This window comes from Candidatus Saccharibacteria bacterium (assembly GCA_016699895.1).
Taxonomy (GTDB): domain Bacteria; phylum Patescibacteriota; class Saccharimonadia; order Saccharimonadales; family Saccharimonadaceae.
In genome coordinates this window covers 664,758-687,306 of sequence record CP064991.1, presented here as the reverse complement: position 1 = coordinate 687,306, position 22,549 = coordinate 664,758, and the positions used below count along the sequence as shown (strand labels likewise).

21 protein-coding genes, 2 tRNA genes and 1 pseudogene are annotated in these 22,549 nt (G+C 48.6%); 7 read left to right on the top strand and 17 right to left on the bottom strand.

What is annotated here, in order from left to right:
- Positions 1 to 75 precede the first annotated feature (75 nt).
- The 3 genes from IPL44_03705 to IPL44_03695 all read right to left on the bottom strand — a co-directional run bounded on the left by IPL44_03705 (position 76) and on the right by IPL44_03695 (position 3,943).
- On the bottom strand, positions 76 to 2,235 hold the full coding sequence (locus IPL44_03705; GenBank protein ID QQS17375.1) for a GAF domain-containing protein: 2,160 nt from the start codon (positions 2,233 to 2,235) through the stop codon (positions 76 to 78).
- 72 nt (positions 2,236 to 2,307) lie between these two features.
- Entirely contained in the window at positions 2,308 to 3,093 is a 786-nt protein-coding gene (locus IPL44_03700; protein QQS17374.1) for a hypothetical protein, read from the bottom strand.
- Entirely contained in the window at positions 3,011 to 3,943 is a 933-nt protein-coding gene (locus IPL44_03695) for a class I SAM-dependent methyltransferase (protein QQS17373.1), read from the bottom strand. The genes IPL44_03700 and IPL44_03695 overlap by 83 nt, the downstream gene beginning before the upstream one ends.
- Positions 3,944 to 4,022: 79 nt before the next feature.
- On the opposite strand from IPL44_03695, the gene IPL44_03690 reads away from it, so the two are divergent.
- Positions 4,023 to 4,397, top strand: coding sequence for a response regulator (locus IPL44_03690; protein ID QQS17372.1), 375 nt, complete (start codon positions 4,023 to 4,025; stop codon positions 4,395 to 4,397).
- Here IPL44_03690 and IPL44_03685 read toward each other — a convergent pair.
- The 7 genes from IPL44_03685 to IPL44_03655 all read right to left on the bottom strand — a co-directional run bounded on the left by IPL44_03685 (position 4,394) and on the right by IPL44_03655 (position 11,663).
- Positions 4,394 to 5,284 carry a protein kinase gene (locus tag IPL44_03685; GenBank protein ID QQS17371.1) on the bottom strand — a complete coding sequence of 297 codons (891 nt, stop codon included), beginning with the start codon at positions 5,282 to 5,284 and terminating at the stop codon, positions 4,394 to 4,396. The genes IPL44_03690 and IPL44_03685 overlap by 4 nt on opposite strands.
- Positions 5,285 to 5,519: 235 nt before the next feature.
- A tRNA-Glu gene (locus tag IPL44_03680) sits at positions 5,520 to 5,594 on the bottom strand.
- 136 nt (positions 5,595 to 5,730) lie between these two features.
- Complete coding sequence (locus IPL44_03675; GenBank protein QQS17370.1) at positions 5,731 to 6,120, bottom strand: response regulator; 390 nt, start codon at positions 6,118 to 6,120, stop codon at positions 5,731 to 5,733.
- A gap of 3 nt (positions 6,121 to 6,123) precedes the next feature.
- On the bottom strand, positions 6,124 to 7,671 hold the full coding sequence (locus IPL44_03670; protein QQS17369.1) for a HAMP domain-containing histidine kinase: 1,548 nt from the start codon (positions 7,669 to 7,671) through the stop codon (positions 6,124 to 6,126).
- Entirely contained in the window at positions 7,668 to 8,630 is a 963-nt protein-coding gene (locus IPL44_03665; GenBank protein ID QQS17817.1) for a DUF3048 domain-containing protein, read from the bottom strand. The genes IPL44_03670 and IPL44_03665 overlap by 4 nt, the downstream gene beginning before the upstream one ends.
- A 257-nt stretch (positions 8,631 to 8,887) precedes the next feature.
- Positions 8,888 to 10,306: a glutamate--tRNA ligase gene (locus tag IPL44_03660; protein QQS17368.1), complete on the bottom strand. Its 1,419-nt coding sequence runs from the start codon at positions 10,304 to 10,306 to the stop codon at positions 8,888 to 8,890.
- 31 nt (positions 10,307 to 10,337) lie between these two features.
- Entirely contained in the window at positions 10,338 to 11,663 is a 1,326-nt protein-coding gene (locus IPL44_03655; protein QQS17367.1) for a hypothetical protein, read from the bottom strand.
- Positions 11,664 to 11,823: 160 nt separating this feature from the next.
- On the opposite strand from IPL44_03655, the gene IPL44_03650 reads away from it, so the two are divergent.
- A complete protein-coding gene (locus IPL44_03650) occupies positions 11,824 to 13,266 on the top strand; it encodes a PEGA domain-containing protein (protein ID QQS17366.1) in 1,443 nt (480 codons plus the stop codon).
- Here the strand turns inward: IPL44_03650 and IPL44_03645 are convergent.
- Positions 13,263 to 14,537: a sortase gene (locus tag IPL44_03645; GenBank protein QQS17365.1), complete on the bottom strand. Its 1,275-nt coding sequence runs from the start codon at positions 14,535 to 14,537 to the stop codon at positions 13,263 to 13,265. The genes IPL44_03650 and IPL44_03645 overlap by 4 nt on opposite strands.
- Before the next feature lie 62 nt (positions 14,538 to 14,599).
- On the opposite strand from IPL44_03645, the gene IPL44_03640 reads away from it, so the two are divergent.
- A tRNA-Leu gene (locus IPL44_03640) sits at positions 14,600 to 14,687 on the top strand.
- 88 nt (positions 14,688 to 14,775) lie between these two features.
- Here IPL44_03640 and IPL44_03635 read toward each other — a convergent pair.
- Together IPL44_03635 and IPL44_03630 are read right to left on the bottom strand one after the other, a co-directional pair.
- Positions 14,776 to 14,958: a hypothetical protein gene (locus tag IPL44_03635; GenBank protein QQS17364.1), complete on the bottom strand. Its 183-nt coding sequence runs from the start codon at positions 14,956 to 14,958 to the stop codon at positions 14,776 to 14,778.
- A gap of 258 nt (positions 14,959 to 15,216) precedes the next feature.
- Positions 15,217 to 15,618 (bottom strand): hypothetical protein, encoded by a 402-nt coding sequence (locus IPL44_03630; GenBank protein ID QQS17363.1) that lies wholly within the window; start codon positions 15,616 to 15,618, stop codon positions 15,217 to 15,219.
- Between the two features lie 580 nt (positions 15,619 to 16,198).
- On the opposite strand from IPL44_03630, the gene IPL44_03625 reads away from it, so the two are divergent.
- On the top strand, positions 16,199 to 17,437 hold the full coding sequence (locus IPL44_03625; protein QQS17362.1) for a DEAD/DEAH box helicase: 1,239 nt from the start codon (positions 16,199 to 16,201) through the stop codon (positions 17,435 to 17,437).
- A 42-nt stretch (positions 17,438 to 17,479) separates the two neighbouring features.
- On the top strand, positions 17,480 to 17,764 hold the full coding sequence (locus IPL44_03620; GenBank protein ID QQS17361.1) for a hypothetical protein: 285 nt from the start codon (positions 17,480 to 17,482) through the stop codon (positions 17,762 to 17,764).
- A gap of 31 nt (positions 17,765 to 17,795) precedes the next feature.
- Here the strand turns inward: IPL44_03620 and IPL44_03615 are convergent, their stop codons facing one another.
- From IPL44_03615 to IPL44_03600, 4 genes and pseudogenes are all read right to left on the bottom strand, one after another.
- Positions 17,796 to 18,599: a hypothetical protein gene (locus IPL44_03615; GenBank protein QQS17360.1), complete on the bottom strand. Its 804-nt coding sequence runs from the start codon at positions 18,597 to 18,599 to the stop codon at positions 17,796 to 17,798.
- Positions 18,599 to 19,413 (bottom strand): annotated as a pseudogene (xth, locus tag IPL44_03610) (exodeoxyribonuclease III). The gene IPL44_03615 and the pseudogene xth overlap by 1 nt, the downstream one beginning before the upstream one ends.
- A gap of 69 nt (positions 19,414 to 19,482) precedes the next feature.
- Positions 19,483 to 20,076: a hypothetical protein gene (locus tag IPL44_03605; protein ID QQS17359.1), complete on the bottom strand. Its 594-nt coding sequence runs from the start codon at positions 20,074 to 20,076 to the stop codon at positions 19,483 to 19,485.
- A 71-nt stretch (positions 20,077 to 20,147) separates the two neighbouring features.
- The gene (locus tag IPL44_03600; protein ID QQS17358.1) at positions 20,148 to 20,669 is read right to left on the bottom strand and encodes an SsrA-binding protein; all 522 of its coding nucleotides are present in this window, start codon (positions 20,667 to 20,669) and stop codon (positions 20,148 to 20,150) included.
- A gap of 39 nt (positions 20,670 to 20,708) precedes the next feature.
- Between IPL44_03600 and IPL44_03595 the strand changes: the two genes are divergently transcribed.
- Both IPL44_03595 and IPL44_03590 read left to right on the top strand, forming a co-directional pair.
- Positions 20,709 to 21,518 carry an alpha/beta fold hydrolase gene (locus tag IPL44_03595; GenBank protein QQS17357.1) on the top strand — a complete coding sequence of 270 codons (810 nt, stop codon included), beginning with the start codon at positions 20,709 to 20,711 and terminating at the stop codon, positions 21,516 to 21,518.
- Positions 21,518 to 22,531 carry a glycosyltransferase family 4 protein gene (locus tag IPL44_03590; GenBank protein QQS17356.1) on the top strand — a complete coding sequence of 338 codons (1,014 nt, stop codon included), beginning with the start codon at positions 21,518 to 21,520 and terminating at the stop codon, positions 22,529 to 22,531. Before IPL44_03595 ends, IPL44_03590 begins: the two co-directional genes overlap by 1 nt.
- Positions 22,532 to 22,549 lie beyond the last annotated feature (18 nt).

Below are 22,549 nucleotides of genomic sequence, written 5' to 3'. Positions count from 1 at the left end.
TTCGGGATCATACCAGATAACTTGCTTTCGTAAAAGCTTATGTCTATTTTAGCATAAAAAGCGACGAGTCAACGACTAATGAGGTGTTTCTTTTTTGCTATTGATCGGAATGCGAAAGCCAAAGGTACTACCTTTGTTTTCTTCTGACTCAAAGATGATTTGGCCGCCGTGCAGGGTGACGACCTTTTTCGCTAGGAATAACCCGACGCCCGTGCCGTCGGGACGATGTTGACGAGCGTTGCTAGCGCGGAAAAATCGACTGAATAGCTGAGATTTTTCAGATTCTGGCACGCCAATTCCGGAGTCTTTGACCGTAAATACTATATGGTTGTTTTCTTTGGTTAGGCTGACGTAAATTGGGGCGTCTGGTTTCGAATAATAGATCGCATTATCGATAAAGTTCAAGATCACCTGGCGCAACTTTTCGATGTCAATATATGCCGTAGGAACGTTGTCATCGATGTGTTCTTTGATCTGGAGTCGGTGTTGTTCGGTTAGGTTGCGTAACATGTCGATCTGGTCGCGCACGACTTCTTTTAGATCGCCGTCGCGCCGTTCAATAACGAATTTTCCGATCTGTAAACGCGAGACGTTCAAAAAGTCATTGATGAGCGTCACCATGCGTTCGCTCGAGATGAAAGCTTCTGATAGCATGACGCGCTGGGTTGAGTTGACGTGCCCTAGGTCGCCTTGCAAGACGGTGTCAAGGTAGCCTTTGATGCTAGTTAGCGGTGTACGTAACTGGTGCGAAGCCATCGAGATGAACTCGTCTTTGACCTTGTCTAGTTGCTGCAGCCGACGGTTACTTTGGCGGATTTCCCTCGTAGCTTCGTCGACCCGGTGTTTGAGACTCTCATTTAGTTCGCGGATTTCCTCGACCGATAGCGAGTTATGAACGGCGATGGCGAGTTCGTTGCCGATAGACTCGATCACGCGCACATCGCGCATAGTGTAACCACGACTCTTGTGTTCGCCGATGAACAGATAGCCGATCACTTGATCCTGGAGCATGAGCGGCAGTGCGATATAGACGTGATGAATTTCTAATATGCGGCGGACTTCCTCGGATTCGACGACATCAGCCCGCATGATCTCGGGAAATTTGAAATGTTTTTTGTAATAGGCTGTGATTTTGGCTATATTTGTCTCGGACAAGGATGATTTTGCAGTGCTGGCGGATCCAAATGTTCCCCGCCTTACGATCAAGAAGAATACAGATTCCGCCTTGAGGCTGTCCGCTATGTAATTGCCAGCCTTGCGAAGTAGTAGCCGCAAGTCAGTATCGTAAGACAAAATCATACCAAATTCACGAGAGAATGTTTCGGGGTCGTACTCGCCGTGGTAAAACAGACGGTTTGTCAGGTGGTCGAAAAAATGTTTGACAGGCTGGAACAAAAAAGTCAGTAGCAGCGCAGAAATGACATTAATGAGGCTTGAATCAATATCGTATGTTGGCGAACGCCCAGCAAACAACACGACGGACAACAGATATGCTAACCCAAAATAAATGCCAGCGAGCGTGCTGAGAACCAATAAATATACCATCGTGCGCATGGCGGCTTGTTTAAAGTCAAATAATCCTTGTTTAGCTATGGAATAATGCAGGCCACTGATCATAATAAGAGCGGCTATGGGCGCTAGTAACGCACTTTCTGTGTTTTGTGTGAGGAATGGCAATGCAAAGTTTGTAGCGATGGCGACTAGTGTGGCTGCTAGCATCGAGAACCCGACGACCCGCATCTGTTCGCGAGATTTCTTTGTGCCCCACACTGCGCCGCGGGTTACTAATAGGCTGATTGCGAGCAGTGCTGCGATTATGCTGGCTGCATATACCGGAGCCAGGATGCCGTACTGTGGAATCGGAATCTGGCCCTTTTGGTCGATCGTGACACCGTCTATGACACCCGTACCAGACAAACATAGTACACTAATGGCGATACCTATGACGCTGGAAATCGCTATGACCTCTTTGGTGGTCGAACGCTTGAGCACCATCAGGCTAATCAGCTGCGTTGGAAGGATAATTGACCAAATTCCTAGGGCAAAGACGAGACGAGCATATTCTACGCTAGTGCCGGCATCTGTTTGCAGGCCAAAGATGGTTCCTATCCAGCCAGCAATGGCAATAGTTGTTGCAAAGAGCAGCCAATTTTCTGCTTTGACTGGCTTTTGCGAGACTGCGAGCCATGCTAGGAGGAGCAGATATACTAACACGAAAACCATAAGCAAGGTCATGACACTATTATACTACGTGTAATAGCTCACATCCTATAGAATGCTCTTATCGTCATCGATAACCTACTGGCACTACTGGCGCATATGTGTTTCTAGGACCTGGTGAAGCGTTGCAAAAAAGCCAGATCGTCTAGCGCCAGGCCTAGGGTTTGCTGCGAGTTTAGCCTCGACATTCTCGAGCATAGTAGGTAGGAATGTGTCTGGATCGGCTCGTAATATGACGTACTCTTCGTCTCCATTGACGCCGTCTTGGGCAATGGTGACCGAATCGCATAAAACCGTGAAATTATCCGTGCCAAACACGTGTTCAATATTTGCTTGCTGGGCTTTTCGTAGTTCCATGAGAGCACATTTGTAACCTCTCTGTTTCGCCTCGAGCGCGGCTCCAATGACCGCAACGGCGACATCGAGTAAATTGCCAGCTTGGTAATCTTTGGCAAAGGCCGAGATTTCTATGATGTCTTCGTCTTCGTATTGCTGGAGCAATCCTATTTGCGTGACTTCGTCTAGACTATCGAAGGCGCGTAGCGACCTAGCACCACCGCTGGGATCCGACGTTATGTATCGAATACAGCTATGAGGTCGGCCATTCTGGTCGATTGCTGTAAAATAGCGCGAGCGATCGACTTGACCAGGAGGATCGATTTCCTCTGACAGCGCCCATTTTCCTTGCCTCTCGGGTTTGTCAACGAGGCCTGATTTGGTATAAGCATAGCCCTGCAGCTCCCGTAGACTAGCGATCGCACTATCAGATTCTGCAGAAACGATCTCGCCTCTATGTCGAGGTAATTGACCGAGAATGGTATAGTCGCCTTCTCCAAACGGCACGATTTCGAGCGTCGGGATGCCCGGCTGCATAGGTCTCCAACCCAGCAAGAGCCGTTTCAACCCTGGCTATGTCGGCATATTTTTCGGCGCGCATCAATCCCGACTTTACGCTCTCGGCGGTTTGTCTTATGATATCTAACGCATCTCGGAGCGTGCCCTCAAATGGTGGTTCGGCATGGGGCGAATGATACGAAACGTCTCCGCCTAGTTCACCGGTAATATTTTTGATAGTACGAGGAATGTCAGTATCGAGTTTTGTCCCATACTGTGGGTCAAAGCCAAAATCTTGCATAATGCCTATTGTTGTCTTGACGGCTGTCATGAGCTCTGGCGGCCCCTGGATGGCGTCCCAGTTGTAGTCAATAATTACGAGCTGTCCATCCGCTTTGACGAGGCGGAACATTTCCTCGAGAGCTTCTCTGCGGGCGCCTACGTCGAGCCACGACAGGACGAAACGAGCGTGAATTTTATCTGCACAATGTGGCGGCAGATTATTGGCTCGTCCATCCGATTCCAATATATGAGATTCGAGACCAGCAGTTGCCAGGCTTTCGACAGCATCAGGGCGAGTATCTAACCCGATGTAGCGAGCTCCCCCCTCCTCTATCTGTTGACCGAGCCATGAGCTATTGCCTGCGCCGAAATCTACGATCGTCGCGTCCTGAATGCTGCCGAGCGCCTGCAGGGAAACGATGCCGGTTGGTTGTGCCATTAAATCTAGGCGCAAGGTCTCTGCCTTGCTCTGGCTAGCGTAGAATTCCGTGCTATGAACAGCTTTACCAGACATCGTTGTCGTTAACGTCGCACGCCTGTCCGGTAGCAGCACGGTTTCTGGCGATCTGTCTGTGTCAGCTATGGTATCTGCAGGATATTGTTTCATGTTCTTGTGCCCTATTATAACGTAATCGAGATGACTAGGCTAGGCGTCGTGGGCGCCTAGCTTGTGATATACTATAACCATGACCAAAATCGCTATTATCGAAGACAATCAGACGATTGGCCGCATGTATGGTATGAAATTCGAAGCCGATGGATTCGAGGTGAGGATTGCGATCGATGGCAAGGCTGGTGTGGATCTGGTCAAGACGTTCAATCCAGATATTATTTTGCTCGATATTCAGATGCCTGAGATGGACGGTGCCGAAGCGCTCAAATTAATTCGCGAAGACGAAGCCAGTAAATCTACCCCAGTTATTATTTTGACCAACATTGGCGAAGAAGAAGCACCGAGCGAAATGAAAGCGCTAAATGTGCATAGCTATATCGTCAAAGCAAACTACACGCCGCGTCAGGTGGTGGCGCTCGTTAAGTCGACGATCAAAGATCTTGTCTAGCTGATAGTTGAGCTGTTAAAGACATCTCGCATCTCTGCTGCCGAGGGTCGCTTTGTAGGGTCTGGGTTCAGACCTTCGGTAATGATACTATCAAGATAAGAAGACGCATTTGGGTGAAAGTCGCGGAGTGTTTGCTGCGGTCCTTTAACAATTTGGCGGTAGTGCTCTATTGGGTCGGCTGGGTTAGGTTCGCCAAATACCATAACCCCGGTCAAAGATCGAAACGCCGTTGTGGCCATAGCCCATACGTCTCGGGAGGGAGCAGCGATTGCACCGTCTAGGAAAATTTCGGGTGGGATACTCTGACCCAGCGTACCATCAATCATTCCTGGCTCCGAGTATAAAGCACTATTCATTGATGCCGCCAGACCAAAATCGAGCAGTTTTCCTGTGTTGACGTCATCAACAGCCACGTTGGCCGGTTTGATATCGCGATGGACAGTGGCATTTTCATGTAGTGCGGCGAGTCCTGCTGCGGCATCAGCTACAATTTTGAGGTTGCGCTGTAAAACCCGCGGACTAGGTGGCTGAGCTATTGTGTCGGTGAGTTCTGCCGCACTTGGCGGCGTAGGGATTCTTTCCTGTAATGTGCCATTTGATTGCCATTCGGTAGCGATATAGGGAGTGTCGCCCCACAAGCCCGATCCATGCATTGTAACGAGATATAGATTTTTTATACCCCTTAGGCAGTGATAAATAGTCATTTCATTTTCTAGTAATTCTTGGCCTTCGGGCCCAGTCGGTATTTTCAAGGCCACAGAATAACCTGTTTCAACATGGGTAGCCTCGGCAATCTCGGATAGGCGCGTTTTCGTTTTGAATCGATCTACTTGGTAGGGTCCGACCTGAACGCCGGGTTTTAGTAGCGTCTCTGTACGTTTTATCATTTTTATATTGTAACAGCGATCTCACGGGAATACCATAGGTATAAAACTTCCTCGTTCAAAAATGAGCAATCGGTAGAATACCCTATCTAGGGGAAATCGCTGCGCTCCTCCGCTTGTTTGAAAAATGAGCGAGCTAATTTTTCTGCACTGCGCTACGCCGGACCCCTTCGTGGTTTGGGTTTCCTGTAGAAACCCTACCAGTGAAAACACCCCAGATAAACTGGGGCGCTTTCACTGGTGATCTCACGGGGAATCGAACCCCGATTGTCAGGATGAGAACCTGATGTCCTAACCGTTAGACGATGAGACCTAGCAATGAGAGAAATAAACGAGCAAAAATGTGCTCACATATTTTTGTCGTTATTTCCGAAGTGCAACCGTCTCATACCTCTAGTATGAGACCGCTTTCATATTATAACAGGTTAGATTTGAAAAGTGAACTGGTTTTAGGTAGAGAGAACACTACGTATAATCTCAACTAGTCGGCGCGGCGTGATGTCGGCTTTGATGAGGTAGGCGTCGGCCAGAGATTCCATGATGGCGCGAGATTCTTTGTCCTGTTCAAAATTAGTAGTGACAATAATGCGTGAGTTGATAGGATGAGGGCCAGCTTTTAGCTCGTGCAAAATCTCGTTGCCCATTCTGCCTGGTAGCATAATATCGAGCAAGATCAGATCGAATTGGCCTTGTTGTGCGGCTAGCAGTCCACGTTCACCATCGGCTGTCCACTCGACATTGAAACCGGCAAATGTTAGGGCTTGGCCATACATTTCACCGATAAAGTGATCATCCTCGATGATGAGGATACGTTTGGCAGCGGGGTTCGTTTGTTCCATGGCTTACTTCTTTACCCTAGAATGATTATTGATCCAGCCATTTTGGCTCGTATCGTTGATGAGCTGGGCGTTACTGTTATCGCCTGCTAGTTTATCTGATACGCTAGCGTAGATTGGCAAGGTAAAGGTAAATAGCGAGCCTTCACCTTCGCGCGATTCTACCTCGATATTGCCACCGTGGCTTTCGACGATAGCACGTGAGATATAGAGGCCGAGGCCGGTGCCGCTAATAGCGTCGCGGCTGCGGTGCGAACGGTAAAATTTACTAAATAGACCACTCGCTACATTTTCTGGGATGCCGATACCATGGTCGCGGACCGAAATCGCTACAAATTTATCGTCGATCGCGGCACCGACTTCGATGTTGCCGCCATCGTGGCTGTATTTGATAGCGTTATCTATGAGATTGGAAATCACCTCGTCAATTGAGGATTGATCGGCGGCGACGGTCGGTAAATTCGCAGGTATTTGCCAAACTATTTGGCGGTTAAGGGTGCGAGCTCGTAGCTCTAGGTCGTCTTTGATGTCGTCAATGATACTAGCGAGAGAGGTTTCTTTGAGCGTGAGCTGGAGATGTTTGCGGTCATATCGGCTAGCGTTCAAAATGTTACTAATATAAGATGCGAGGCGTTTAGCACTGACGTTAAGGCGGTCGATGAGCTGGTGCTGTTCGCCGCTGAGTTGACCGACGAGTTGTTCGTCCAAAATGTCTAGGTAGCCGCGAATAACGGTGACAGGACCACGTAGCTCGTGTGCCGCCAGTGCAATAAAGTCCAAGTTAGCTTCTTCGTCGGCGTACTCGGCGGTGCGATCGACGGTTATAAGGATGGTCTCGATGCCAGTCGGAGCATCTTTTTTATAGTGAGCGATGACATCAAAGATGCGACGTTCGGTGGTATTGCCAGGTGCAACATTCGGTATGCGCGTCCAGACCTTTTCGGCCGAGATTTGATTACCCGCAACTTGGGCTAACCATTCAGATAGAGAATCTCCAACGGTTGAAAAATCTAATTGGATTTCGGTGACGTGATTTTCGTCAACCGTCACTGGTGCTCGAGAGTTCTTGGCTATCACCCTATTATCGCGATCGAGTGCGATCATGCCGATCGGTAGCGTCTCGAGGATCTTGATACGGAAATCATCGGCTGGATGGCGTGTTTCACTAGGTGCGATATGCTCTCTAGCATATATAATATCCAAAACGTGGTCTAGTCCGTCCTTTTTAAAACTCGGATCTTTGCGATCGGGCGGAGATTGGGTCGACGGTTCACCACTGACTTGGATCAAGGCGCGCATAATAATCTCTGTTGGCTTTAGTGTATAGCGTAACAACATATAGCTGACGAATGACTGGATCAGAATCAAAGCAATAATGGTTATCATAAAGGCCGATTCCGGATTAACGCGTCCGACTATAAAACCAAAAACAGTTACAACGATAGCGATGACGATAATTTCCGATAGTAGGAATAGTAACCAGCTACGGCTAAATAAGTTGGCGTAAAAGTCAGAGAGTCTAGGCAGCGCCATGCTGTCGCGTCGTTCGCTCATTGCCAGGTAATCGACCTTCCATTTTGTACGGCCGTGATCCACGTTTGACCGCGCGCCAACTTGATCTCCTGGTTCGATTCGTCGAGGAATTTTAGTTGTGCGGTGGCGGCGTCTTTGTGCCACGTGCCTTTGATGACCGTGCCGTTCTGGAATACGTAGCATTCACCACTACCGGCGGTCGTAATGGTGTTATGAGTCCGATCGGACTGCAATGCCTGATTGACGTGGATGGCGATGACGACGTCGGGCGCTACTTGGCCTTTTTCTCTATCCATATGAGCAACACCTCCGAGATATCTGAGATAAGTGCGGCTAGTCGCGTCATATTTATAGGATACGGCAAATTGACCAGTGCTGACCGCTAGGTTAATGGAGGTAGCCGAGGTTTCTGATGTGCTAGGGGTGGATTGTCTGGCTAGTCCAGTAAATTCGGAACTAGATTTGCCTTTCGCGGAGGCTAGTTTAGTGAGGTTGGAATAGTCAGTATAAACATTATGTGGCGCTTTGCGGTCTTTGGCTCGCCAGTAGGACGATCCATTGGCGAATTGGTCGAGATCAACGCCATAATTGCCGCTCCGGATCATGGTCAGGGCTTGGGGCGACCCGCCGACATGTGCTATGGCTGGCGAAAAGGCCGCTGCCCACTCTAAATAATAAGGTCGAACACTGCGAACCGGCCCAATCAGGCTTGGTTCAGTATCTTGGTAGAGGGCAATGAACCTGGTGATGCCACCTTCGGCGACAGCCTCAAAGACCACCCCGGCGTCTTTCAGCCCAGACTGCGGGCGGGCATCAGGTGAGTTTTCGATCATGACAGCCAAAACTGGATGTTTGGTTGAGGCTTCGTCGGCGACTTCTCTACCAGTTAGCGGCGAATAGTATTTGACGTTGGTTTTGTTGGCCGTGTCGGGATTTTTCACGGTACCACCAGTAAAGTTGCTGTGGCCAGAAAACAGCATGATTAAAATAGCGGCAATAGCCAAAACGAGTAAGCTAGCGCCCGCGATAATGATAGTTTTACGCTTTGTCCAGATATGAGTTTTTTTATCGTTCGAAGATCTCGGCAACTTGTTGTTAGTAGCCGCTTCTTTACCATGATGTTGCTTTTTCTCGGAATGGTGTTTTTCTGAGAGCGGCGCAATATCAGATAGTTTTTTCATGGCGCTCATGGTGATATTATACCGCATATGCTTTGCGGTACGCAAGTAGTCGTTCTCTAGAAATTTTTTAGCCGCGTGACGGCGCGATCACGACCGAGCAGTGCGAGCGTATCGTTTAATTGCGGACTAAATGGCGCCCAGGTAACTGCGATGCGGATCAGGCTGAATAGGATGCCGGGTTTCTGACCCGTGGTTTCGAGTAGTTGGTTGAGCGTTTCCTGGATCGTCTCTGGAGTCCAAGCGTCCATTGCCTCGAACTGATCGATCGCCGCAGTTAGTAATTCGCGGATTTCGGTTTCATCTAGTTTCTTGAGCTGTTTGTTGCTAGTAATTAATTCGTCGTTTCGGACTGGTTCGGCAAAGAAATAGCGTGTCATCATACTGAGCTCGGCCAGTGTTTTTAGGCGATCCTGGGCTAGTGCCAGCACCTGTTTTTTGTAAACATCCTCATACGCAGCTGCCTCGGCTGGCCAGTAATTCGCGACACGCCTATATAAATCATCTAGGTCTAGCGATCGGATCCAGTATCCGTTCATCCACAGTAGTCGTTTTTCGTCGAATCTTGCCCCACTCTTTTGGACGCGATCTAGGCTAAATTTTTCAATTAGCTCATCTTTGGTGAAGATCTCTTGTTCGGTACCATCGTTCCAACCCATGCTGGCTAGGAAATTTAGCATTGCTTCGGGCAAAATGCCATCCGTACGATAGTCTGTCACGCTTTTGGCTCCGTCGCGTTTACCCAGTTTTTTCTTGCCGTCTGGAGCCATAATGTGCGGTAGACACGCTAGAACGGGTGGTGTGATGTCGAGCGCCTCATATAGACTGAGATACCGTGGTGTGCTGGAGATGTACTCTATGCCACGTATGACGTGCGTGATGCCCATTTCGGCGTCATCGACAATGTGGGCAAAGTTGTAGGTTGGATAGCCGTCAGCTTTGATGAGAATAAAATCGTCTAATGCCTCTGGTCCAGCTGAAAGTTCGCCCATGACGGCGTCATCCCAGGTGTAGCGCTTGGGATGACTCACCTTAAATCGGAGCGGCTTGGTGCCGTCCCATTCGGGTGGATTTTCGGGGCGATAATCGCGGTATAGAAAGGCCTTTTTAGCAGCTTTCGCTTGCTCGCGGAAGCTCTGGACTTCTTCGGGTGTATAGGGGTCAGCGTAGGCTAGACCTTTGCTGATGAGCTTTTGTGCCCAGCGGTGGTAAATTGCCAGGCGTTCCGATTGGTGGTACGGGCCTTTGTCGCCACCTTTCCTCGGGCCTTCATCCCAGTCGATGCCGAGCCATTCTAGTGCGTCCAGAATTAGATCCTCCGCGCCAGGGACGAACCGGGCTCGGTCGGTATCCTCGATACGTAACACAAATTGCCCGTCAGTTTGACGTGCGATGAGGTATGGAAAGAGCGCGGAACGTACGTTGCCGACATGAATGTAGCCAGTCGGGCTCGGTGCGAAACGTGTTCTCGTATTCATATCTGTTAGTATAGCACGAAATATTCAGGATCTAAACACTTTGGACGATCTGGGTGATCTGATCGTTGCCGAGCAAATGATTGCCGTTCAAGGTGTAGAGCACGCCGTCTTTGACCCAGGCGGCATTGTTACCGTAATAGTAAACAGTGACGCCGTCGAGGTCTTCGGTGGTATATGATGCTTCGTCGTGCGAGCTAGCGAAGGCTTCCCGGCTATCTAGTCCAGTGGTCTGTTCGGTGATAGAGTAGCCCGATCCGCCGGAGTTCGATTTGTATTTGATGGTTAATTGTCCGGGAGAATACGCCACTGGTCCATCCAGTGAATAGCCGTTCGGCGTATAAGGAATATCTGAGTCGATGCCAGCGCTATTCGCAGCCACGCGAATGCTGAGCGATGGCATATTGATATAAGCCATGTAGCCGCCGAGCACGGCAACGGCGAGGGCGGCGGTTACCAGGCTAGTTCGCGTAAAATAACGTTTCGTGCCGAATTTAGCGGCGGATTTTTCGGCCTGGCGACGAGATTTTTTATCGATAGGCTGATCTAACTGATTTTGGATGAGGAAATCCTTTAGTTCGCTACTAGATAAAACGGCTGGTTTAGGCTGGCTAACCAATTTTTTAGCGGCGTTGTGGCTCACGGCTGGCATGAAAGGTGTATCTGGAGTTGACGGCGTAGCGACCTTTTTGACTGGTACAATGCCGTCTTTTTTATCCACAGTAGTAATGTTCGGAGCTTTGTCGATAGCTGGCGCAACCGGCGCAAAGCGATGTACGGCTGGATGTTTGTCGATAGCTGGCGCGGCGGAGCGGCGATTCACCGCTATATGAGCTGGCGACTCGGCTGGTTTTTTCACAAAATTGCGATTCAGGGTCTGAGAGCGCTGGGTGCGGCGGTTACGGCTATAATGCTGCGCCGCAACGTGATCTCGTTTACTGTGCTCGGCTGGTTTGCGATCCTCGATGCGGATTGGCTCGATTTCAATCGGATCGTGGCCTTCGACAAAGTTAGAGATCCAATTAGGTGCATTGGTGGCGACAGGTGCGATGACGGCCTCTTTTTTAACGACGGGGGCAATTTTTTTCTTGTGACGAGCAGACTTTTCGGTAGCAAACTCCTCGGCGACGGCGGCGGCGAGGCGTTCCTGTTTAGAGACGCGTTTTGCTCTAGGAGTATGGGCTTTGGCAACTGGGGCTGCGGGCTTTGCTTTGTCGACAACCTCGACGGTCTCGATAGTTCCGACAGTCTCTACTGGTGTATCAACTGTCTCGACGACTGACACGACATGATTAGCATCAGTGATCTGTAAACCAGTCAATGAGTCGTACGTTTTACCGTTAATTATTACTTTGCCCATGTATCCCCTTTTCACCTGTTACTGTCGTCTCTTGCCCTCTCGATGACATACTATATCGCGTACCATTTTAGCAAAACCGCAATCACAGTGCAATACTTGCTTTTTTAGTGGTTAAACCATAAAATATAGAGGCTAATTAGCACGAACAAGGAGCTATAACTTGCACAAGAAACGAACTCGTCGACAACAGATTGCGATCAGGTCATTCACCTACGGGGCGATGACGCTCGCAGCTGTGTTTGGAGTGTTGCTGTCGCTGGCTTGGGCGATGGGTTTTCGATTTGATTTTAACGGAGGTAAACTGACGCAGGTTGCCCTGCTGCAATTTGACAGCTTTCCAAACGGCGCGACGGTGAAGATTAACGGTGAGACCTTGTCTAGCAAGACGACCACGCGCGAAAATGTCCAGTCCGGTGAGAACACTGTTGAAATTACCAAAACCGGCTATCGTTCCTGGCAAAAAACTGTCACGCTGGATCCCAGTGAGGTGCGTTGGCTCGACTATATTCGGCTCATTCCAAATAGCATCACGACCGACCAGATAAAGAGCTTTTCGACTGTTAGCGAGATGCTAGAATCGCCCAACCAGCACTGGATTTTGCTCCGCACTAGCGATAACGAGCGCACTAATAACGCCTATGTCTTGACACTGGCTGATATCTCCGATCCAAAAAACGTGCGTTTTTCAGATATAACGATTAGCGCGAATGATATTACAGCGCCGACTAGTGGCCAGACCGAGAAGTTTTCGATCGTCGAGTGGGATATGGGCTCGCGGTATATTTTATTGAAACATCAAGTGGGTGACACTAGCGAATATTTACGGATCGACCGCGAGAACCCGACTATGACCAGTAACCTGACGAAAACCTTTGGCCTCGATATTAGCAGTCCGCACTTTTCCGGCACATCGGGACAGATCTTTTTTGCACTCACCGGCAGCGACCTGCGCAAATTTGACGCCTCGAATCAAACGGCGAGTGCACCGCTCGCTACAGGAGTACAGAGCTATCAGTTAACCGAAAATAACATGATTTCCTTTGTTGCGACCGAGACCAAGGACGGCAAAACTACCCAGACGGTCGGTATTTATAACGATGGTCAGGTCAAAACTATCAAAACCTACGATACGGTTGCGACGACGTATGCTGGCGTGACGCGCTATCGCGATCAAGATTATCTAGCAGTGGCACGCGGTGAAACGGTAGCGATCTACCCTAGTCCTTTGGATGAAAACCACGTCTCTGGCGCAATTTATCTCAATAGCCCAGGCGGTGTCGACTGGTTGGACTTTAGCCCGAGCGGACGCTTTATTATCGCCGGCTACCAGAATAAATTGGTTGATTTCGACCTTGATACCGACGACAACTACTCTTTCGAGCTAGGCGAAGTCAACGGCGCACCGCAGTGGGTTGACGATACGCATATCGTCGATATGTCAGGCGGCACGATCAAGCTAGTAGAATTTGACGGCGCGAATAGCGAAGATATCGTCAGTGGCTCGGGGCGAGTTACCCTGAGTGGTGATGAGAAATATCTGTTTAGCTTCGACATTACAGACAAGAACACTATGTTGCAGCGCTCGAAATTGTATATTGATTAGTTGCCAAAGATCTGTTCAAACAAAGTTGGTGGATTGCCGACGATAGTGGTGTCGGCGGTAGCTGAGCTGTTAGAACTCTGACTCTCGGTGGTCTTGCTCGGATCGGGTGAGATCTGTTCCCCGTAGACCACTAGGCGGTTTTTAGCGGTACCTGGTGGATCGCAGGTAATCAGCGTGGCATAGGGTTTGTCGTCGCCAATGGCTAGTTTGCCGATGTCAGTCGGGCTGATGATCTCGGTTTTGTTGACGCGATACGTGTAGCGTGTGCCTTCGTAATCGAGATAGAACAGATCGCCAGTCGTCAGGCGGTTGAGCTGGACAAAGATAAATTTGTAGTCACCTGGCTCGAAAAAGTCCGCCGAGCTGTGGCCTAGGATGACGGTGTTGCCGTTTTGTCCTGGCAACGCATTGGCACCGGCGATCGGATAATGAATCACGCCGCTCTGGAGCGCTTCTTGGGCGCTGTTCTCGCTGAGATCGTCTAGTCCATAGATAACTGGGGCGTTGACGCTAATTTTTGGGATGATGATGCGTGGGTCGGAGCTGACTTCTTGGTCGGCACCCGTGCCAACAATGATGTCTTGGCTAGTGGATGACCCGGGGCTGATAAAGGCGGAAACCTGGGCGAATAGCAGCCCGTTGTACTGGACAAAGGCCGCCAGCAATAACACGACTACTGCCGCTACGGCAGGCATAAAATGACGAGATTTTCGGACCTTTTTGGCGTGGGCGCTAATTTTGTGGCGCAAGTCACCTTTTAATTCGTCGATGGCTTCTTTTTGGGTGAATGAACCATCGGGTGAATCATCCTTGATTGAGGCCTGACCGGCGGCGAATTGCTGTTTTTGCTGGGCTAGCTCTGAGACATAATAGCGTTCGTAATAGGTTTTATAGTAGTCCTGCCAGGCGCTATGGTATTTGCGGTGAGCTTCGTTGGTGCTGGATCTCGGCTCGGCTACGGATTGTACTGGTTCTGGCTGTTCGGCGGGTTTTTTCGATTCTGCTGTCTGCGCTGGCGGCTGAACTGGGACTGGTGTGGGGCGGCTAGGTTCGGCCGGTGCTACTACGGGTCTTGCTGGGCGATCAATCATCGGCTGATTGCTGTGCGACAAAGTGGTGTTTGGCCGGCCGTCCGGACCGAAAATCTGCTCGATTTGACTACGAGCTACATCGGCCACACTGTTGCGGCTAGCATCCACGGCATCTGGGCGTGGTGGTGGTGTGGACGCCGGGCGATTAGTAATCGGTTTGAACGGGTCGGTTGGGTTCATGCTTAATATTTTACCATTTTTTGATTTATCAGGATACTTTATGGTAGAATAATGGAGTTTTCGGGCGAGTGGCGGAATTGGTAGACGCGCTAGACTCAAAATCTTGTGAGCTTTACGCTCGTGAGGGTTCAAGTCCCTCCTCGCCCACCAGGTTTATTTTTTGGTCGAGTATATCATTGCGCATTAGAAGGCAACAGTATAGATACTATGGCGATAATTACGGATATTATTGAAATAATCAACGACAAAGTGGATATTCTCCTTTTCGTTTTTCTGAAACGTAAGTATTATTAGTTTGTTGCTTTATCAATGAAATAGCGTGAGGAAGTTCTTTTTGTATTTTTTCTGAATCGTTACTAGAGAAAATGATATTATGAAGTAAGGTATTATCGAACTTGCTAACAGCCTCATTGATCTTCATACCCTTGGTGTTATCCCCTGTTATGTCATCACATAGTTCGTCTAAATACTCGTGTATGACTTTAAGGTCTGATTTAGTTACATAGTATCTCTCAATTATTCCAGATATATTAGTGCTCAGCTGACTAGATATCCTGTCCAGAACTTTATTTTCCTTATAATTAGACCAGACTGTGTTTTTCAAGGCGCAGTCTATTTTACGTAACTCTGGTTTTATGTTAAAGATTATTCTATTCATGATAAGAATTAAGTTGTGATTCTATCTCTTCAAATGACTTTTCTCATCAAGTATCTTGTTGAATAATCCTTCTTGCAATGCAGACTCTCTTTCCTCCATTTCTCCCCATTCCGATGCTGGTGAACGTAGCATTTCGTCTCTCAATATTTCATTCAGTTCTATCAGATTGGAGACGTTATGGATTTGCGACGGAACAGTAAGGCAATAGGCAGCTGCGAGCTGGTTAGTATCGGAAATCTGTTGAGTTATAATCGCAAGATTTTTCTCTAGTAGTTTCTTATACTTGGATGAACTGTCAATAAGTTGGATAACATCGACGAAGCCTTCCCAGTTATAGGAATCATTTATGGTATAACGTTCATCTTGAGTGATACTCTTGTCAACAAGATCTAAATAGATAGTATTTCGCTGATCCTTTCTCATTACAAGCCTGATAGTACCAAAAAATGCGAACAACAATCCTATTTTTTATTCCGACAGATGGAATTATTGCCAAACCAACCATAACAACAGCAGCTAATATTAGCCGTCTAATTTGCGGCATCCAATTAATACCATTGATAATTTTGATTGACGCAGTTTCTTTAAGTGGAATTTGAAATAAAATCGTAATCAATATATTAGTAATGAATAGAATTCCAGCTAGCATTCCAATAACGACCCCCGATATTTAATAGCAGATCAATCATTTCCGCAACCTTCCTTTCTTGTTAATAAAAAACGGACACCTACTCTAGGTGTCCAACCACAGAACGATTCTAGACCGACTGTTTTCAAGTAGATGCCCGATTTCTCGGTCTAAATACTCGAAAATGAGTCAGTTATTCTGTGATTGGACTACTTTATTGTCTCATAATACATGTAATAAATAAAGACCTAATTCTCAGACATTGACTTTTTAGATATATTGTGCTATAATGGTTAGGTTGATTTATGATTTCGCTCGGTTCGCATTGTGCTGATTTCATTCTTCGCACAAAGTAAACCTACCGAAAGGATAAAAATGTCTTATCAAAATCGTAATCGTCGCGGCCCTGCCCGCGCGCATAGCTATGGCGGCCGCAAATCGTTCGGCCCGAATAATAATCGTCGTAATTTTGCCGGCAAGTCGAAAAAAGCTGGCGAATCGATCCACTATTCACGCTATATTAAACCAGCCAGTGCTGTTCAGGCCGATGAAGTTTATCAGCCTGAACATACTTTTGCTGATTTCGAGGTTAATCCCCTGTTGAAACAGAATATAGAGAAAAAAGGCATCGTCACACCATCGCCGATTCAGGATCAGTCGATCCCGGTGGCTCTAGCTGGCAACGATATCGTCGGTATCGCCAATACCGGTACCGGCAAGACGCTAGCATTTGCCATTCCGGTTATAAATCGCCTAATGAACGAGCCGGGTTCGAGAGCGCTGGTGCTAGCGCCGACCCGCGAACTAGCCGAACAGATTGAGATTGAAATGAAGAGCATCGGCAAAGGCTCCGGATTATTCGGTGCAACATTGATTGGTGGTGTCAATATGCGTCCGCAGTTTATGGCACTAAAGGACAATCCAGAAATTATCATTGGTACGCCGGGTCGCGTCAAGGATCATCTCCAGCGCGGTACACTCGATCTATCGAACGTTAATATGATCGTGTTAGACGAATTTGATCGCATGCTCGACATGGGATTCGTCAACGATATGCGCATGATTCTCGGTGAGCTAGCCGATGACCGACAGAGCTTCTTTTTCTCTGCGACACTCGATGCCAAAGTTAAATCCCTCGTCGCCGAATTCACGAAAGATCCAGTTACTGTGTCGGTGAAATCTGGCGAGACGACCGATACCGTGGAACAGAACGTGGTGTTTTACAAAGACAAAGCCGAGAAGATCGATTTGCTGCACGATCTGTTGATCGACGAAGCCGCCAAGAAGGTTTTGATTTTTCATGAGACCAAATACGGCGCAGATCGTTTGGGGCAAACCCTCGTCGATCGCGGTTTCGCCGCTGGATCGATCCATGGTGGCAAAACCCAGGGTGCCAGGAGCCGCACGCTGCGCGAATTCAAATCGAATACTACCAATGTTTTGGTGGCGACCGACGTGGCGGCACGCGGCATCGATGTGTCGGATATTACACACGTGATCAACTATGCCGAGCCGCAGACCTATGCTGACTACGTTCACCGTATTGGTCGTGCTGGTCGCGCTGGTAAAACTGGCTTTGCCCTGACCTTCGTCGAGAAGTCAAATAAAGCTTAAACAATCTATTGCAACTGTCTGATCTGTGCTATACTAACGGTTATGAATAAATCTAAAAATGAAACGAAATCGTCAAAAAAGTCCCCACGCTGGTGGCTAATTGCGATTGTTGCCGTCGTACTAGTGGCGAGTATAGTTGCTGTTTTGTGGATAGTTGGGAGGAGTCAGTGTAAATTTATTGCACCGACTGGACAATGTTATACCCAGGAAACTATTGATAAGGATAATGCACGATCACAGGCTTGTCGAGAGCAAGCTGTACGTGATAATCCCGAGCTAGATATCAACGATCCAGATGTCATATCGGGCTGCGCAGTAGTCCGCTAGTGTTTTGGCACTCGAGAGTTTTGATATTTCTCTAGCTATCTAGCCAGCTCGTCGCGGTGGCTCGCAAGGGGTCGGATTGCCAGATCTGCCAGACGGCGATTTTGGTGGCGACTTCCCCGCTCCAGACGCGTAGCGGCGCGGTAAACTCGGTGGTGATAACATCGCCATTTTTGGCGACAAACAGATGATCCGCGTGCCACAATGAAATTGTCGCCGGATACGAAATGGTGAATTTATGGAGCGTTTCGGCGATTTGTTTAACGCCTTGGTTAAAGGTCAGGACTTTTGGATAGTAAACCGATCGGAATAGCTTTTGGAGTTGGCTAAAACTGACAACCAGATGAGTCGGCTCGCGGCGCAGGATACTCTCGGCGGAGTGCTTGATTAGATCAACCGCATCGCGCGTAATGACAACCGAGGTTGTCTGATCGTGGTCGAGGAAAGTTTCCACGAGCGATGCAGTCTCGGAGTTGGCGCCGCTATCACCAATGAATAGCACGACATTAGCCCAGTTGGCAGCGGCGAGCCAATCGTGTAACGCGGCCGCGGCAAACCCGCCGCTCGGACCGGCTGCTGAAAATATTACATCTGATAATTGATTTGTAAATGACGACGGGAGCGTTTTTTTTAGCGATTCTGGCATGATAACCTTAACTTCGCCGGCACCAATCTGAAAAGCGGTTTGCCGAGCGGCGGCTACAGCCACAAACACCTGACTATTGCCGCCGATGATAGCTAGTTTGCCGGCTAGATCGCGTCGTTCCGGTTTACTCCAGGCGACGTCGGGAAATAACGGCGTAGATCGATCTTGTTTTTGCCAAAAACTGCTATCCATTAAAACTCCAGAGTGACCGATACCGGACAGTGATCACTGCCCATTTGGTGCGGATAAATAGCGGCGTCCGACAGATTAGATCGGAGCGATTCGTCAACCAAGAAATAATCGATACGCCAGCCGACGTTGCGCTCGCGAGCCTTTGCCCAATGTGTCCACCAGGTGTAAGCCTCGGTGATGTCGCCCTTCACAGCTCTAAAGCTATCGATAAAACCGGCTTCGAGCAAGGCATCAAAGCCGAGGCGCTCCTCGCGGGTGTAGCCGTGTTTGCCTTCGTTTTCGACTGGTCTGGCTAGGTCAATTTCGGTATGTGCCACGTTCAGATCGCCGCAGAACACGACCGGTTTATGTTGGCGCAGACCAACCACGTAATCGCGAAAAGCTGGATCCCATTGGTGTGAGCGTAGTTTTAGCCGAGACAAATCATTTTTGCTATTCGGGGTGTAAACAGTCGTCAAAAAGAACTCCGGTAGCTCGATCGTTAACACGCGTCCCTCGGTATTTGGGTTGCCAAAAGTATCATCGTCGAGATTGTAGCGGTTGGCGATTTTGTTTGGCAGATCGTAGAGGACATTGATCGGCTGGAGATCGGACAGGAACTTGCGCACCAAAATCGCTGTGCCGCTATAGCCAGGGCGTTCGGCGCTGTTCGTGAATATCTGGTAATCCGCTAGATCAATACTCGCCTGTCCGCTACTCGCTTTGATTTCCTGTAAACAGATAATATCTGGCTGTTCGGCGTCTAGGAACGCCTGTAGCTCCTCTTTTTCAAAATAGACCTGAGACCGTTCACATTCCAAGAGAAAATTCGCATATTTCCATTGTATCACTAAAAAATGCCACCCTCTATGCGAGGATGGCATTTTCGATACGAACGCAGTTACTATTTGGTGAGCGTGAGGGCGACGCGCTTGCTCTTTAGGAAGTAGAGCGATACCAAACCGGCACCAACCCAAGCAGTGATGATCAAACCGATGACCATGACGATGCCAGAGGCTTCCATGTGTGAACAGCTTGACGAATACGAGTATGAATAGTATGAGTATGATGATGTACAATACTCGCGTACCATTGCAACGATACCCATGACAGTCACAAATAGTGCGACTGTGCCGAATGAAACCCAGGCTAGCAATTTACCAAGTTTCTTTTGCAAGGTGATGAGTACGATAGTTGCGATGAAGCTGGCGGCAATCAGCGGCGTAAAGATAGTGGCAACAATCAAGTTAGCATCTGACGAGCCGCTCACGAGGGCTGAGATCCAGATAAAGGTGAATATCACGCCGTAAAGTGCATAGATACCGAGGACGATGAGCCAGAAAATCAACCAACCGCCAACACCGACGAGTGATTTTTCCTGGACAACATATTGTACCTGGACGCCGGGCTGGCCTGGCTGAACCATCACTGGCTGTTGCACTGGCTGTGCGTTAACCTCCGGCGGATTGTTTTCTTTGACAGGTGGTTGATCAGACATTAAATTTCTCCTTATGAAATTATGTTTAATGGTAGCCTTATTTTAGCATATTTTCAGGAAAAGTAATAACTCTATATCTTTTTGAGCAGTTTGGCGTTTTCGCGCTGGAGGTCACGGCGTTTGATGGTTTCGCGCTTGTCGTATTTCTTTTTACCTTTACCTAGGGCAATGACAAGTTTTATGTACCTACCGGTGGTCAGTAGTTTGGTCGGAATGATCGTTGATCCATTATTGCGAGCGGCGACTAGTTGATCGATCTCGCGGCGTTTGGCTAACACTTTGCGGGCGCGAGTATCAACGATGCTAGCTTCTCGACTAGAGTGTTTCGGCACGTTGGTGGCGAGTGAAAACGAGGCATTGATCAAAAAAAGTTCGGCACGTTGGTTCGCGATATTTATTTTCGGCACAACGTAGGAACCGCGTAATTGGATGTGGCCGAGCCTAGCTGCTTTGGTTTCAGCGCCGGTCAGCTCTAACCCGACGGTGACAGTATCACCTAGCTCGTAGTCAAATCTGGCGCGACGATTAACAATTGCCCCGTTGGATTTTGATCCCGTGGTTCTATGTCCGCGTCTGGTAACTTTCTTTGCCATAGTATACAGATAATTATAGCATGATGATATAATTTACAGATGATGCTGAACGAGTGGACACGCCATCTAGAGAAAACGTTCATTAGCGTGCATGGTATCAAAACGGCGATTTTTGCTAGTCCAGATAATGGCAAGCCAGTCGCCATATTCCTACACGGTATCAACGGCGATCATCACGGCCTAGTGCCACTTGCTCACGCAGCGCAAAACTACCGACCGATTCTGGTAGATCTGGTAGGTCATGGCGAAACTGACATACCGCGGAATGGTGCGGCAGATATAACGACGATTCGGCGTTGGTTCAGCCAGGTTGTCGATCAAGTAGCTCAACGCTATGGTCGACCGGCACTCATTGTTACTCATTCGTTCGGATGTTATGCCGCTGGCCGAGATAACCAGATAAAATCGGTCTTCATCTGCCCTGTTCCGACCGCTAGCAAGTTCTATACCCACATGTCCAGACTCGGTGATTTTTTGTTCAAAACTAGGCTAGCTGTTGCCCTTTATAACTCATTTCCTTTTTCAGTTGCACGTGGTGTGAAATTATTACACATTAGGACTAAACAGACGATTGATCTAGTCGTATTTTTATCAAAAGTCAGTCGAGCAGCAACGGTCAAACAGCGTCGTTATCAAGCTCGTCTGGCGCTAATGAGCAACCAAGAAGATATATTTCGAGGCATCGATCCCGACATGGTAATTATTGGACTAGCCGATAAAGTCGCCGACGAGAGGACTGCCGCGCAGATGCAAAAAGTTTTCCGCTCGGCAACTATTAACTCCGTGCCGGGTGGTCACCTGGCGCCGATCGAAAACGCGGACGAAGTCTTTGCTATAATTGGTCTATAATGAAAAAACTCCACGTTAATGTTCTCTACGCTACCAAATCAAAAGGTCATGGCGTCGCCACGGCGTTCGAGGAAATGTCGCGGGGACTGCGAGCGCGACCGGATGTATCGGTGACGATCAATAGCTGGGACAAGGCTGACATTATCCATGTTCATTCGCCTGATCCAATGTCGATGTTGCACCTATTGTTTTCGCGCGGTAAAAAAGTTTTCACAGCGCATCAGGTCGTCGGTTCGATGAATGGCTCGATCAAGGGCGGCAAGTTTGTCGAGAGAATCTTTTTCTGGTATGTGCGACATGCTTTTTATAATCGGGTTGATGCGGTAGTTGCGGTTAGCGGTAAATCAGCAAAGATTTTGCAGGGAGAAATGCGCGTTAAAACACCAGTTATAACGATTTATAACACGATCAACATGGCGGCTTTGCGGGTTGATGCTGCGACTCGAAAAGCAGCGCGCGACAAACTAGGAATCGGCGCCGATGAATTCGTAGTGGTCGGCAATGGCCAGCTCCAGCCGCGCAAACGCATCGACACTTTTGCGACCGTGGCGCGTAAATTGCCGCAGGTAAAATTTATTTGGGTTGGCGGCGTGCCGTTTGGTGCCTTGGGCGCTGATACTGGCAAGATGAATGCTATTGTCGACAAATCCCCTAGCAACGTGCAGTGGACCGGCGTGGTGTCGCTAGATCAGGCTCGCGAATATTTGGCGGCGGCTGATGCTTTTTTCCTGCCAAGCGATCAGGAAAATCATCCGATGTCGGTACTCGAAGCGGCCGGCGCTGGGCTGCCGATAATTCTGCGCGACATACCAGAATACGACGATACTTTTCGGGGCGACGCACTTATGGCCACTAACGATGCGGACTTTGTCAAAATCATAGACAAACTTCGCACCGATAATGCATACGTGAAACGAGCGATCGCAGGGTCAAAGGCAATTGCCAAACGTTTCGACAGTCCGACTGGCAGTGCTCAGTTAGTTGAGTTGTACTGGTCTTTGCTAGATAAATGATATAATAGGGGCTAGAGT

Bases quoted from the DNA above. Each gene is read 5' to 3' on its own strand.
- IPL44_03660 (QQS17368.1), bottom strand. From the start codon at position 10,306: ATGAATACGAGAACACGTTTCGCACCGAGCCCGACTGGCTACATTCAT.
- IPL44_03695 (QQS17373.1), bottom strand. From the start codon at position 3,943: ATGAAACAATATCCTGCAGATACCATAGCTGACACAGACAGATCGCCA.
- IPL44_03625 (QQS17362.1), top strand. From the start codon at position 16,199: ATGTCTTATCAAAATCGTAATCGTCGCGGCCCTGCCCGCGCGCATAGC.
- IPL44_03700 (QQS17374.1), bottom strand. From the start codon at position 3,093: ATGCAGCCGGGCATCCCGACGCTCGAAATCGTGCCGTTTGGAGAAGGC.
- IPL44_03590 (QQS17356.1), top strand. From the start codon at position 21,518: ATGAAAAAACTCCACGTTAATGTTCTCTACGCTACCAAATCAAAAGGT.
- IPL44_03600 (QQS17358.1), bottom strand. From the start codon at position 20,669: ATGGCAAAGAAAGTTACCAGACGCGGACATAGAACCACGGGATCAAAA.
- IPL44_03645 (QQS17365.1), bottom strand. From the start codon at position 14,537: ATGAACCCAACCGACCCGTTCAAACCGATTACTAATCGCCCGGCGTCC.
- IPL44_03635 (QQS17364.1), bottom strand. From the start codon at position 14,958: ATGAAGATCAATGAGGCTGTTAGCAAGTTCGATAATACCTTACTTCAT.
- IPL44_03665 (QQS17817.1), bottom strand. From the start codon at position 8,630: ATGCTGTTTTCTGGCCACAGCAACTTTACTGGTGGTACCGTGAAAAAT.
- IPL44_03675 (QQS17370.1), bottom strand. From the start codon at position 6,120: ATGGAACAAACGAACCCCGCTGCCAAACGTATCCTCATCATCGAGGAT.
- IPL44_03630 (QQS17363.1), bottom strand. From the start codon at position 15,618: ATGAGAAAGGATCAGCGAAATACTATCTATTTAGATCTTGTTGACAAG.
- IPL44_03685 (QQS17371.1), bottom strand. From the start codon at position 5,284: ATGATAAAACGTACAGAGACGCTACTAAAACCCGGCGTTCAGGTCGGA.
- IPL44_03615 (QQS17360.1), bottom strand. From the start codon at position 18,599: ATGGATAGCAGTTTTTGGCAAAAACAAGATCGATCTACGCCGTTATTT.
- IPL44_03670 (QQS17369.1), bottom strand. From the start codon at position 7,671: ATGAGCGAACGACGCGACAGCATGGCGCTGCCTAGACTCTCTGACTTT.
- IPL44_03605 (QQS17359.1), bottom strand. From the start codon at position 20,076: ATGTCTGATCAACCACCTGTCAAAGAAAACAATCCGCCGGAGGTTAAC.
- IPL44_03595 (QQS17357.1), top strand. From the start codon at position 20,709: ATGATGCTGAACGAGTGGACACGCCATCTAGAGAAAACGTTCATTAGC.
- IPL44_03655 (QQS17367.1), bottom strand. From the start codon at position 11,663: ATGGGCAAAGTAATAATTAACGGTAAAACGTACGACTCATTGACTGGT.
- IPL44_03690 (QQS17372.1), top strand. From the start codon at position 4,023: ATGACCAAAATCGCTATTATCGAAGACAATCAGACGATTGGCCGCATG.
- IPL44_03620 (QQS17361.1), top strand. From the start codon at position 17,480: ATGAATAAATCTAAAAATGAAACGAAATCGTCAAAAAAGTCCCCACGC.
- IPL44_03705 (QQS17375.1), bottom strand. From the start codon at position 2,235: ATGACCTTGCTTATGGTTTTCGTGTTAGTATATCTGCTCCTCCTAGCA.